Annotated in this window: 9 protein-coding genes and 1 pseudogene; 4 read left to right on the forward strand and 6 right to left on the reverse strand. The window is 64.1% G+C overall.

Going from position 1 to position 12760, the window contains the following annotated elements; all coding sequences use genetic code 11:
• Positions 1 to 384 precede the first annotated feature (384 nt).
• Positions 385 to 5274: an O-linked N-acetylglucosamine transferase family protein gene (locus OKW44_RS30170; RefSeq protein ID WP_018418803.1), complete on the reverse strand. Its 4890-nt coding sequence runs from the start codon at positions 5272 to 5274 to the stop codon at positions 385 to 387.
• Positions 5275 to 5701: 427 nt separating this feature from the next.
• Between OKW44_RS30170 and OKW44_RS30175 the strand changes: the two genes are divergently transcribed.
• Both OKW44_RS30175 and rpsU read left to right on the forward strand, forming a co-directional pair.
• Positions 5702 to 6643: an aldo/keto reductase gene (locus OKW44_RS30175; protein ID WP_018418802.1), complete on the forward strand. Its 942-nt coding sequence runs from the start codon at positions 5702 to 5704 to the stop codon at positions 6641 to 6643.
• Positions 6644 to 7052: 409 nt separating this feature from the next.
• Positions 7053 to 7265: a 30S ribosomal protein S21 gene (gene rpsU / locus OKW44_RS30180; RefSeq protein WP_006050883.1), complete on the forward strand. Its 213-nt coding sequence runs from the start codon at positions 7053 to 7055 to the stop codon at positions 7263 to 7265.
• 99 nt (positions 7266 to 7364) lie between these two features.
• Here rpsU and OKW44_RS30185 read toward each other — a convergent pair whose 3' ends face one another.
• Both OKW44_RS30185 and OKW44_RS30190 read right to left on the reverse strand, forming a co-directional pair.
• Complete coding sequence (locus tag OKW44_RS30185) at positions 7365 to 7787, reverse strand: hypothetical protein (RefSeq protein ID WP_026225514.1); 423 nt, start codon at positions 7785 to 7787, stop codon at positions 7365 to 7367.
• 53 nt (positions 7788 to 7840) lie between these two features.
• A pseudogene (locus OKW44_RS30190) lies at positions 7841 to 8438 on the reverse strand (DNA-3-methyladenine glycosylase I).
• Between the two features lie 140 nt (positions 8439 to 8578).
• Between OKW44_RS30190 and OKW44_RS30195 the strand changes: the two are divergent.
• Positions 8579 to 9469 carry a glucosamine kinase nucleotide-binding domain-containing protein gene (locus OKW44_RS30195; protein ID WP_018418799.1) on the forward strand — a complete coding sequence of 297 codons (891 nt, stop codon included), beginning with the start codon at positions 8579 to 8581 and terminating at the stop codon, positions 9467 to 9469.
• 47 nt (positions 9470 to 9516) lie between these two features.
• Positions 9517 to 10338, forward strand: a complete 822-nt coding sequence (locus tag OKW44_RS30200; protein ID WP_018418798.1) for a Cof-type HAD-IIB family hydrolase — start codon at positions 9517 to 9519, stop codon at positions 10336 to 10338.
• A gap of 100 nt (positions 10339 to 10438) precedes the next feature.
• On the opposite strand, the gene OKW44_RS30205 is transcribed toward OKW44_RS30200, so the two are convergent.
• The 3 genes from OKW44_RS30205 to aqpZ form a co-directional block, all read right to left on the reverse strand.
• Positions 10439 to 10732 (reverse strand): PXPV repeat protein, encoded by a 294-nt coding sequence (locus tag OKW44_RS30205; RefSeq protein ID WP_018418797.1) that lies wholly within the window; start codon positions 10730 to 10732, stop codon positions 10439 to 10441.
• Between the two features lie 287 nt (positions 10733 to 11019).
• Entirely contained in the window at positions 11020 to 11787 is a 768-nt protein-coding gene (locus tag OKW44_RS30210) for a hypothetical protein (RefSeq protein WP_018418796.1), read from the reverse strand.
• 173 nt (positions 11788 to 11960) lie between these two features.
• Positions 11961 to 12701, reverse strand: coding sequence for an aquaporin Z (gene aqpZ, locus OKW44_RS30215; RefSeq protein WP_018418795.1), 741 nt, complete (start codon positions 12699 to 12701; stop codon positions 11961 to 11963).
• Positions 12702 to 12760: the final 59 nt, after the last annotated feature.

Here is a 12760-nt window from a genome sequence, read left to right on the forward strand (position 1 = left end):
GGATTCGCCGCATCAGCAACTGAGCGGCCTTGCTGCCCGGTTGCGGCCGGGCATACGAGTTCGATCTCGCAACGCCAACCAGGCGCGCTCGTCGCGAGACCCACAGCGCATGCCTACGGTCAATCATCGCTTTGCGCTCAGCAATCCCGACTCGATGCGCGTGCCGCTAAAAAAGATCATTCTCCTGCGGTACGCTCGTCTTTGACCGCTGCCAGCTCCGCTTTCACTTTGAACGCCGCTGAGTGCGGCCGTCGGATTTCCTTCAACATTTCCGCGGTTCCCTTGTCAGCATCATCGCAACCAAAGGAGCCGCGGCGATTCACCTAACCGGCTATCCGAATTTGCGCGGCCACCTCTGTGTAAAGCTATTTCTGGGTGGGCACACTAGCTCCCGTATTTGCGCAAATACCGCTCGTAGCCCTCACGCCATCCCGGCGACCCAAAAGCCCCACCGCTTTCGTGCACCACGCTCAACGGCCAGGTGCCCATGCTCAGGCCCTTGAGTTCGGCCTCGCGACAAAAATCCATGTCATAGAAGTGGAACTTGAACTGCTCGTCGAATCGCACGTCGCGGCTCACGAGCGTTTCGCTGTCGGCAATCAGCAGGAGACCGTCGAGGAGCTTGCATTCCTGGGCGATCGGGCCGAAGTTCGATATCTCGTTGCACGGGAATCCCTTGCCGTGGCCGACCGTCCCGCTCAGGTACCGTCGCTCGTCCCAGCGCAGGTCCGGCGTGACGAAGGCCCATGACGGCTGGTGCGGCACGCGGCGCAGGTTACCGGCAAGGCCCACCACGTCGAAACGCGTCAGCGATCGCCGCACGCGCAGTTTCCAGAAGAAGTCGCTGAGCCAGATGTCGTCGTGAATGAAGACGAGAATCGCGGGATCCTGCCTGGCGTGCTCGATGGCTTCGTTGTAGATGCTGGAAAGCCCGCGCGAGTTGTTGTCGAACAGTTGGAGTTGGACGTCAGGCTGGTTCGCGTAGGGCTTCAGCGTGCGACCCAGTGCGGTTTCGTTCCAGAACTGCTCGCGGCTGCAACGGGTGCCGCAGACGAAACGGATCGGTTTGATTGCTGCGGGGACGCCGTCTGCCTTCTCGCTCGACGTGACCGATGCCGCCGTTGTCCCGGCGGCGGTTTGCGTATCGCTTTCGCGCGCCGCGACCGGCTGTGCCGGCGCATTCGCGTCGCGCGCCGGAACCTCGAAGTGTGCGGGTCCCAGCCCGTCGCACCAGCGTTGCCACATCGCGCGCAGCGCACGCGACGCGGCCTCGGCAATCGTGCCCGCGCTGATGAGCGAGGACTGCGCGCAGTGCGCTCGAAGCTCGCGGCGCACCATGGCTAGCGCATCCAGATCGGCGGCCAGCGCGACGCACTTGCGCACAAAATCGTTCTCGTCGCGCGCAACGAATGCGTCGTCGATGCCGAGTTGCGAGAGCCATCCCGTGCTGCCTCGACTCGCCATCGAGAAGCCGGGCAGGGTCACGGTCGGGACGCCCATCCACAGCGCGTGCATGGTCGTGGTCGAACCGGCGAACGGAAATGCGTCGAGACACACGTCGATCTCATGGTGCTGCGCCAGGTAGGCCGCCATCCCCGCGCGTGGCAGGAAGCTGATGCGGCTGGCGTCTATGCCCTCGTTGGAGAATAGCGCGCTCACCTTGCTCATTTGCTCGGGCGCCACAATCGCGCCGATGACCATCCGCGAATGCGGCACCTCGCGCAGCACGCGCGCCCACAGCGCGATGACTTCCGGCCCGATCTTGAGTAGCTTGCTGAAGCTGCCGAAGGTCATGAAGCCGTTTTTCAGGGCGGGCAACGCGTTGACGTCCGGCGCGTGCGGGTGCGGCTTGAACGGTGCGAGCGCCGGCAGGAACACGAGCTTTTCGGAGAACTGCCCGGCGAACTGCTCGAGCGGTGTGACGAAGCGGTCCGACATGTAATAGTCGATGGCCGTCAGACCGGTCGTCGATGGATTGCCGATCCAGCTCACCTGCACCGGCGCTGGTTTGTGCGCGAATGTCACGAGCCGGTTGCGGCCGGTATGGCCGGACAGATCGATGAGAATATCGATCCCGTCGCCGCGGATTTTTTCAGCGAGCACGGCATCGCTGATGCCGGAAACCGGGTGCCAGCCTTGGGCATGGGCGCGGATCTGGTCGGTGTAGCCGTCGCTGACCGTGTGGTTCGAATAGAAGTGCAGTGCGAGGCTCGTGTCGCGTGCCAGATTCTCGACGATCGACAGCAGGAAATAAGCGATTGGGTGATTGAACAGGTCGCCCGAAACGAAGCCGATCCGCAGACGCCGCGACGGATTGCGATCATTGGCGTGCTTTGGCCGGCGCGCGCGCAGGGGCGCCTCGTGGCGGGTCGCGAATTCGCGGTATTCGGCGAAGGCGCTCGCCGCATCGAGACCGTTCTTGTGCATCAGGCAAAACAGCAGGTTGCTGTGCACCTGCGCCTGCGACGGCGCCAATTCGAGTGCCCGGCGCAAGGCCGATTCGGCCTCTTTGCTCTCGCCATACTCAAGGAGTGCGACGCCGAGCGCGTCGTACGCGAGAGCGTTGTCCGGTGTCAGCGCCACAGCACGGCGGAAACAGGCGATGCTCTGCGCGTGTCGGCCCATTGACTGCAGGACGACGCCCAAGGTGTGATGCAGTGCCGCGCTGTCGGGGTGGCGTTTGAGCGCCTCGCGGCAGTGCGTTTCGGCTTGCTCGAACTGGCGCGTGATTTTCAGCGCGTCGGCCAGCAGTGTTTGTGCAGAAAGCGTGTCGAGCAGCAGGGTGGCGGCACGCTCAGCGGCGCTCGCGAACTCAGTGTGCCTGCCCGCGCGCTGCAACGCGCACGCAAGGGCGAGCCAGCATTCGCCGTGCGACGGGTATTGCTGCGTCAAGCGATGCGCGGTCTTGAGCGCCGCTTCGATTTTTCCCTTGCCGAAGAGATCCGTGTATTGCCGCATTTCCCTGGCGCTTGGGCGTCTGTCATCGCGTCTTGCGGGCGCGGCTGTGTCCGCTACCGCGATGTCGTGTTCCGGTTGCGGATCGGCGGCTGGTACACCGGTTTCGGCTGGAACCGGCAAAGCGGCGTCGAAATGCTCGGGCGCGAGTCCGTCGCACCAGCGCTGCCACATGATGCGCAGCGCGCGCGATGCGGCGTCTGCGACCGGTTTCGCACTGAACACTGATGACTGCGCGCAGTGCTGACGAAGCTCGCGGCGCAGCGTCGCGAGAGCGTCGAGGTCGGCGGCGAGTGTCACGCACTTGCGCACGTAGTCGTCCTTGTCGTGCGCGACGAAGGGCGCGTCGAGCCCCAGCAATGAGAGCCAGCCGGTGCTGCTGCGGCTTGCCATCGAATCGGCGGGGAGCGTCACCGTGGGGACGCCCATCCACAAGGCTTGCAGTGTCGTGGTCGAGCCGCCGAACGGAAACGCGTCGAGACAGACGTCGATCTGGTGGTGCTGTTCCTGATAACCGAGCATGCCTTTGCGCGGCAGAAAGCCGAGCCGCGCCGCGTCGATCCCTTCAGCCGCGAACCGCCCGGTCAGTTTGTCGATCTCGTCCTGACCGGAAATCGAACCGATGACGAGACGCGCATCGGGCACCTCGCGCAGTACACGCGCCCACAGCGCCACGACTGCCGGCCCGATCTTGCTCATCCGGCTGAAACTGCCGAACGTCAGAAAGCCATTGCGCGACGCGGGCAGCTCGTTGACGGGCGGTGAGTTTTCCGGTGCCCTGAACGGGGCGAGGGCTGGCAGGAACACGAGCTTTTCCGAGAACTTGCCGGCGAACTGCGCGAGGGGCGTGACGAAACGGTCGGACAGGTAATAGTCGATGGACGTCAGGCCGGTCGTGGCAGGATTGCCGATCCAGCTGACCTGAACCGGCGCCGGTTTATGCGCGAACGCTGCAAGCCGGTTGCGGCCAGAATGGCCCGCGAGGTCGATCAGAATGTCGATGCCGTCAGCGCGGATCTGCTGGGCGAGCGCGCCGTCAGGGAGGCCGTACACTTCTCGCCATCCATCGACATGCCCGCGGATCTGTGCGGTGACGCTGTCGCTGGCCGGATTGTTCGAATAGAAGTGCAGCGAAAGGCCGTTGTCCCGCGCGAGATGCTCAACGACCGGCAAAAGAAACGACGTCACGGGGTGATCCACCAGATCGCCCGAAACGAAGCCTATGCGCAGGCGCCGCGACGGATCGCGCGGATTCGCATGGCGGAGCCACTGCTCGCGGAGGGGCGCTTCGTGCCGCTTCGCGAACTCGCGGGCCTCGGCCTGGAACATCGCGATGTCGCGATCGACCTTGTGCATCAGGCAGTGCAGCAAGGCGGTGTACGCGCTCGCATCCATCGGGGTCAATTCGAGTGCGCGGCGATACGCAGTTTCCGCTTCTTCATTCTGGCCGTGTCCGAGCAGAGCAGTGCCGAGCGTGCCATAGACGTCTGCATGGCCGGGTGCCAGCGCCGCGGCGCGGCGGCAACTGGCGATGCTCTCGGTGTAGCGGTGCATACCCGTCAGGCTGTTCGCCAGCATGCGATGCAGTTCCGCATAGCGGGGGAATTGTTCGAGCGCCTCGCGGCAGTGCGCCTCGGCGCGCGGCCAATCGGCGATGGCGCAGAGTCCGCTTGCCAGCAGCATGTGGGAAACCAGATCGTTGCGGAGCAGCCGCACGGCGTGCTCCGCAACGGGCACGGATTCGGCGTACTGCCCCAGACGCTGCTGAGACAGGGCAAGTGCTCGCCAGCATTCTCCGTGCGATGGATAGTGCGTCGTCAGACGAAGGGCGATGTTCAGCGATGCCTCGATCTCTCCTTTGCTGAAGAGGGCCGCGTGCTGGTTCAGCTCCTCTGTGCTCGCGCGACGCGTATCACTGGAGGGCATACGGGCGAGCAGCGTAGCGAATGCCGGCTCGCGCACGCCGAGCTGCTGTGCCGCGTCGCATGCCGCGCGGGCCGCTTCGTTCTGGCCGCTCTCGATGAGGGCGTTGATGTAGCCGACCCAATACGCGCCGTTGTTCGGTTCACGGCCGAGTGCGGCTTCGAAATGCAGCCACGCCTCGGCTTGGCGGCCCGTTTGCACGAGCAGCAGGCCGAGGTGGTAGTTTGCACTGGCGTGATCGCGAATCGCCTCGAGAATCGCGGCGTAGTGCGAAGCGGCCTGGTCGAATTCCTTCCTGCGATGATGCTCGAACGCCGCCTGCATCACGACCGCAATGTCGCGCTCCAGCTGTTGTTCGAGCTCCAGGGCGTCGGTTGGGTGGGAAGGAGTGGACATGTCGAATTCGCGCGTAGATCGCAAGGAGGCTGTGTCTGCAATTATGCGGTGGGGTCTGCTGCCCCGATGCGTCGAGCTAACGCCAAAACGGTCGTCAATTTGGCGGGATATCCGGAACTGTCGCCGATCGCGATATGGCGCGAGCCAGCAACCTGACCGTGGCGCGTGCCCGCGTCCGTGTCCTATGCGATGCCGCCGCTTGCGGCATTCGCCGGTACCTGCGAGGGGCATTGAAAAAGACTTGAGAGGCGCGCGCATCCCGTTGCGCCCCCTTTTGCGCCGTGCATCAATTTGGTGAGTGCCATGCGCTGTGATTTGCAGCGGCGCCGCGCGCTGCAGCCTTGTTCAAGGCGGCGTATGCTCAACGGTCCCGGGTTCGCCGGGCCACTTCCCGCATTGCGTTCGCCCACTCATTCCTGGAGCCATCATGGAACTACGCAGGATCGGCACTTCCTCGTTGCAGGTCGCCCCGCTCATGTTCGGCGGCAACGTATTCGGCTGGACGGCCGATGAAGCCACCTCTTTCTCGATCCTCGACGCGTTCGTTGAAGCCGGACTCAATTTCATCGATACCGCCGATGTCTATTCGGCCTGGGCGCCCGGCAACCAGGGCGGCGAGTCGGAGACGATCCTCGGCAAGTGGTTCCGACAGAGCGGCAAGCGCGAGCGGATCGTGCTCGCGACCAAGGTGTCGAAGCATCCGCAGCGCAAGGGGCTATCGGCCGCAAATATCCAGGCGGCGGTCGAAGACTCGCTGCGCCGCCTGCAAACCGATTACATCGACGTCTATTTCTCCCACGACGACGACACCGCGACACCGCTCGCGGAGACGCTCGGTGCGTATCAGAAGCTGATCGAGGCCGGCAAGGTGCGCGTGATCGGCGCGTCTAACTATAGTGGCGCGCGCGTCGAGGAAGCGCTCGCGGTGTCGCGCGAGCACGGGCTGCCCGGGTATCAGTTGCTGCAGCCCGAATACAACCTCTACGACCGCGCGCAATACGAGAGCGACAGCGAGCCGGTGGCGCTCGCGAATCATCTCGGCGTGGTCGTCTATTACAGCCTCGCGAGCGGGTTCCTGTCGGGCAAATACCGCAGCGAGGCCGATCTGGCCGGCAAAGCGCGCGGGAGCCGGGTCGAAAAATACCTGAACGGGCGCGGCTTGCGGATTCTCGGCGCGCTCGACCGCGTCGCGCAACGGCACGGCAGCGCGCCGGCCGCGCTCGCGCTTGCATGGCTGATCGCGCGGCCGAGCGTTACGGCCCCTATTGCGAGCGCAACCTCGGTCCAGCAGTTGAAGAGCCTGGTCGCGGCCGTCCAGCTGTCCCTCACCGCCGACGATATTCGTGAGCTGGACGAAGCGAGCGCCTGATAAGGCGAACACCTCGGCCGCCGACACGGGGCGATCCGCGCCAGGGAAAAGCCTGGCGCAATCGGTAAACCCCTGGTAGGATGGAGAGTTTCCTGATATGATCGGGAGTGAATTGAGATCTTTGCCTGTTTCGTCTTCGTTGATGAAAGGTTGGCGAAACGGCAACAGACGCGGCTTTTGCATTACGTCTGTCCGCGTTCCGCGGTGAACTCCCCACCTCTCTTTTCCGGCCTCCGTGGCCGCTTTGCCTCCGCTTCATTCGTGGTTTGGCCGGGGTTGTTTATCAGCCTCGCGTTTGCCTGTTACTGGCCATGAATCGGAGCGACCGGAGGGCCGGCGCGTGAGTGGTGATCTGAGCGGTTACCGCCATGCAATTAAACCCGTATCTAGTGATTGAGTTAGGAATTACATGACGACGATTCTTCTGAAGGAAAACGAGCCGTTCGAAGTGGCAATTCGCCGCTTTCGTCGCGCAATCGAAAAGAATGGCCTGATCGCTGAACTGCGTGAACGCCAGTCGTACGAAAAGCCGACCACGGCTCGCAAGCGCAAGAAGGCAGCAGCTGTTAAGCGCCTGCACAAGCGTCTGCGCAGCCAGATGCTGCCGAAAAAGCTGCACTAAGCAGGCTTTTTACATACGCCGAACGGCGGTGTGAGCTTCGAAAGAAGCCACATCGCCGTTTTGCTTTTACGCGTCGGATTTTGCCCCTGCGTGCAGCCGTTACGCCGCGCTCCTCAGCCGCTTGGCCGACAGCCCGAACTCGCGCGCGATCGAGCCCAGCCGGTCGTGCCACTCCCATGTGCCGAACACGTCGTGCACGTTTTGCAGGCAACTGAGCAAAGCGATGGTCACCGGGTCGTATACGTTGATGCGGGCGCGAAGCAGCGCTTTTTTCAGCGCGGCCAAGCCGACATCCATGTAAGCGGGCACTTCGGCCGGTGGCTTGGCGATGAAGCGCACCGGCTCGCCTTCCATTGCGGTCATGTAATCGCGCGGCTTGATCAGGTTGCCGACCGGGCAGCCGCCGCAATAGCCGCGGTAGGCGCCGCCCCTCGGAAGCAATGCGGCGCGTTTCTGTTCGAACAGATGCGTGACGCACTGATCGTAAATGTCCTTGTGGGTCAGGAAGCTAAGTGTTTTCATGGTTGGTCTCCCGCCCAATTCGCTCATTTGCACGTCCAGCGGACGCTGCGGCTTCACCCCGCCTTCCGACCACGCCGCTTCTTGCCCAGCGACGCACATCGCTCGCGGCACATGCAGGTCGTCTCATGATCGTTGACCATGCCGACCGCCTGCATGAATGCATAGCAGATCGTCGAACCGACAAATTTGCAGCCGTAGCGCTTGAGCGCCTTGCTTAGCGCGTCCGATACTTCCGTCGACGCAGGTGCATGCTTATACGAAGCCCATTCGTTCTGAATCGGTGTGTCGTCGACGAATGACCACACGAAGTGCGCGAGCGAGCCATGTTCGACCTGAATCTGCTGCACAGCGCGCGCGTTCAGGATGGCCGCCTCGATTTTGCCGCGATGTCGCACGATGCTTTCATCGGCGACGAGTGCATCCACGTGCTTCGGCGTGAAGGCCGCGACCTTGTCGATGTCGAAGTCGGCGAATGCACGGCGGTAGCCGATGCGCTTGTTGAGGATCGTCGACCATGACAAACCGGCCTGCGCGCCTTCGAGCACGAGCATCTCGAACAGGTGCTGGTCGTTCGCGCGAGGGCACACCCCATTCGGTGTCGTGGTACTGTGCGAGCGCTTCGCTCGATACCCAGTTGCATCGTTGTGTCACTGTCGCGCTCCCGCGTGGTCATGTCGTTCGCCAGCATAGCGGAAGCGGTGTACGCCGCAAGCTGGCCAATCGGCTAATTGCGCGATTCAAACTGACCTGCCACGCTAAGCGTTATTCACCCACGGAACCGATTCGATTCGATGAACCACGACTTCTTTCTGATCGGCGTCGACGGCGGCGGCACCGGCACGCGCGTCGTGCTCGGCGACGCGCAGGGCCGCGAACTGGCGCAAGCGGCAAGCGACCCATCGGGCCTTGGGCTCGGCATCCCGCGCGCATGGCAGTCCATTCAGGCCGCCTGCGGCGAAGCGTTCGAGCGAGCCGGAGTCGCGCTGGACTGGTCGCGCTGCGTGCTCGGTTGCGGACTGGCGGGTGTCAACAATCGCGACTGGCTCGCCGAGTTTCACCGGCAGGCGCCGCGGCTCGCCGGACTGGCCGTCGAAACCGACGCCTACACGACCCTGCTGGGCGCGCACGACGGCGCGCCCGGCGTGATCGTCGCACTCGGCACCGGCAGCGTCGCGGCTTCGCTCGCGAGCGACGGCGAATTCCGCATGGCCAGCGGCTACGGCTTTCCATCGGGCGACGAAGCGAGCGGCGCGTGGCTCGGCCTTCGGCTGATCGTGCACGCGCAACAGGCGCTGGACGGCCGCGTTCCCGTCGACGATCTCACGCACGCGCTGCTCGCGCATACCGGCGCGCGGGATCGCGACAGTCTCGTCGTGTGGCTGTGCGCGGCCAATCAGACTGCCTACGCGCGGCTCGCGCCGATCGCGATCGAACACCGCGCACATCCGTTCGCGGCGCGACTGCTCGGCGAGGCCGGCGTCGAAGTCGGCAAGATGATCGCCGCGCTGGACGCGACGGGCGCGCTGCCTGTCGCGTTATGCGGAGGCCTCGGTACGCCGTTGCGCGAGTACGTGCCGCAGGCGTATCAGGCGCGCCTGCGCGAGCCGCGGGCGGATTCGGCGCATGGCGGCTTGCAACTGGCGCGGCGCGAGGCGCAGCGGCTGGCTGGAGGAGACCTGTAAAATGCCCGCTTTGACGCTGCCTCGACGGCTCAGCCGCCGGACTCACCATGTATAAAGTCATCGCCACAGATCTCGACGGCACACTGCTCAACGCCGATCACCAGGTAGACCCGTTCACGGTCGCCACGGTGCGCAAGCTCGAAAGCGACGGGCTGCAGTTCGTGATCGCCACCGGGCGGCATTACTGCGACGTCGCGGGCATCCGCGATCTGCTCGGCATCAATCCGTATCTGATCACGTCGAACGGCGCGCGCATTCACGCGCCAGACAACGCGGTGATCCACGCCGACGATCTGCCGCCGGCGTTCGTCCAGCGTCTCGTGCAGCCCGAAATTGTCGGCGCGCATGGTCGAGTGATCGTCAGTCTGTTTGCAGACGAGGCCTGGCTGATCGACCGCGATGCGCCCCATCTGCTGGAATTTCACCAGGACTCCGGCTTCACGTACGAAGTGACCGACCTGCCGAAGCACGATGGCGTCGACATTGCCAAGGCGCTGTATATCGGCGATCCCGCCGATCTCGCGCAGGTGGCCGCCAATCTGGAACGTGACTTCGGCGAGCGACTGTACGTGACGTATTCGTTGCCGGATTGTCTCGAAGTGATGACCGCGAACGTGTCGAAGGGGCGCGCCCTGCAGATCGTGCTCGAGCGTCTCGGTGTCGACGCGTCGCACTGCGTCGCGTTCGGCGACAACATGAACGATATCGATCTGCTCGAGACGGCCGGCCATCCATTCATGATGAACAACGCCAATCCCGATCTGATCACCCGTCTGCCGCATGTCCCGCGCATCGGCAACAATTTCGAGGCAGGCGTTGCGCATCATCTGCGCAAACTGTTTGCGCTCAACGACGAACTGGCATCTTGAACCGCAGTCACCGCGATTGAATGCGGCCCGCATCCACCGCGTGGATGCGGGCCGCAGAAGTTGCTCGCGAAGCGCGCAGCGTGCGCTCCGCTTGCGCTCGTCAATCCCGCCAGCCGCGGTGCTCGCCTCGATTGTCATGACCCCAGCGACGGTTGTCGTGACCCCAGCCGCGGTCATCGCGGTGATAGTCGCGGTAGTAGTCGCCGCGCGGGTAGCGATGATCCCAGCCGCCGTAGTACACCGGCTCCGGCGCCGCGTAGACGCGCGCGGGCGCTGCATAAACCGGGGCACCGAGCGATAGGCCGACGCTCAGATCCGTATGCGCTTGCGCGACACCGCATGCGCCCGCCGCGAGTCCGGCAGCAACCAGCAAGTGAGTGACGATGCGTTTCATGTTGGTCTCTCCTGTGAGGCGACGTAGGTTTGTCGCACAGGACCAATGTACGCACTCTAGGTGGGCTGGACTGCGACCAGATGTTACGGACTGCAAGCACCGTCGAAGTCATCCAAGGCAGGAAAAGCACTCGCGCGGACGTTGCGCGCAGTCACCTTGTTTCGCTTGCAGCCGCGCCGCACGGGGCTTTGCGGCGGATCAATTCAAGCCGGCAGGCGGCTGGTCGCGCACGCTTGCCGCTTGCCGCGCCGGCGCACGTAAACGCGGCTTACATCTGTATTGCTCAATTAATCCGCCGCAGGCGCCGAAGCGGCCGAAGTTGCGGAAGAGGCCGCCCCTGCCGAAGATGCCGACACTCCCGGCAAGGCCGCGCAAGGGCAATCGGTTGCCCGCCCGTCGAGCCCTTCGCGATCGTGTTTGAAGCTCGCGCGCGGCGTGCCGTTCTGCCAGTCGAGTCGGACGATGTAAATGCTGTCGAAGTCGTCGCTCTGCCATTTCGGCACGTCGGCCGCGCGACCGCCATGCGCGCTCAACATCTGCCGCAACAGCGTCTCGATCAGCTTGTGCTCCCACGCAACGACGATGAGCTTGCCGCGATTGGCCGGGTCGACGAGCGCGTTGCCGAGCTGGTCGATCTGCGCAAACCCGTACGGTGTTTGGACCGGCATCTGGAATTGAATCGCGGTCGGTTCGATCGTCGCGAGCGGGCGCACGTAATAGTACGGATGACCGCCGTCGTCTTTTTGCTGGCCGGGGTCGGGCGCGTAGATCGCATCGGGTTTGCCGAATTTGGCGGCGATCACGGCCGGCAACGCGAGCGCACGGTTGAGCCCCTGGCAGTCTAGCTGGCCGTACCCCTGCGCGGGTTTCTCGCCGTGTCGAACGAATACGAGGGTTTCGATATTGCCGCCCGCCGCGGCAACGACGGGGGCCGCGGTCGCAACGGCGGTCGCCGTGTTCGTCGCCGCGGACGCGGCCGGCAACGCCATCGTGCTCGCGCACAGGCCGCCGAGCGACAGTGCGACGCCATGCAGGAATCCGCGGAAACGGTTCATCGAAAGCACCTGTGCGAGGCTGGGAAGTCGCCCGATTCTAGCAGCGGTGCCCACCGCCACGCGGCCGAGGCGGCATTCATATCGCATTGGCGAGCGCAATGAATAATGGGCGCCGAGGCGCCCATTCATGCCGACTACGCGACGATCACGAGACCGGCGCGTCGAACTGGCCGTCAGTCGAGTGCCAGCCTGCTCGCATCGCTGCTGCGATCCTCGGCGATCAGCGGATAGACGACACCCGCGATCACCGCACCGATGATCGGCGCAACCCAGAACAGCCACAGCTGATCGATCGCCACGCCGCCGACGAATAGCGCCGGGCCCGTCGAGCGTGCGGGATTGACCGACGTATTGGTGACTGGAATCGAGACCAGATGGATCAGCGTCAGGCACAGGCCGATCGCGATGGGCGCGAAGCCGGCCGGCGCGCGGCGGTCGGTCGCGCCGAGAATCACGAACAGGAAGAAGCTAGTCATTACCACTTCGCAAATGAAGGCAGCGGCGAGCGAGTAGTGACCCGGCGATTGCTCGCCGTAACCGTTCGTAGCGAAGCCGCTCGCGACCAGGTCGAAGCCAGGCTTGCCCGACGCGATTAGCGACAGTACGAATGCGCCGAGCACCGCGCCGACAACCTGCGCGACGACATACGGCAGAAGATCGCGCACCGGAAATCGGCCGGCGACGGCCAGTCCGACGCTCACCGCCGGATTCAGGTGGCAGCCCGAAATGTGGCCGATCGCAAAAGCCATCGTCAGCACGGTCAGGCCGAAGGCCAGCGACACGCCGACGAAGCCGATGCCCAATCCGTGAACCGGCCCGGCGAAGTTGGCGGCGAGGACCGCGCTGCCGCAGCCTCCGAGCACGAGCCAGAAGGTGCCGAACAATTCGGCAACGACGCGCTTTGACAACTGCATGTTTGGTGATCCTAAAAAGAATGGGTACTTCAGAAGCACGCATCGAAAAGGGCGAGTAC

The sequence above is a fragment of the Paraburkholderia lebeckiae genome (genome assembly GCF_050436325.1).
GTDB classification, from domain to species: domain Bacteria; phylum Pseudomonadota; class Gammaproteobacteria; order Burkholderiales; family Burkholderiaceae; genus Paraburkholderia; species Paraburkholderia tuberum.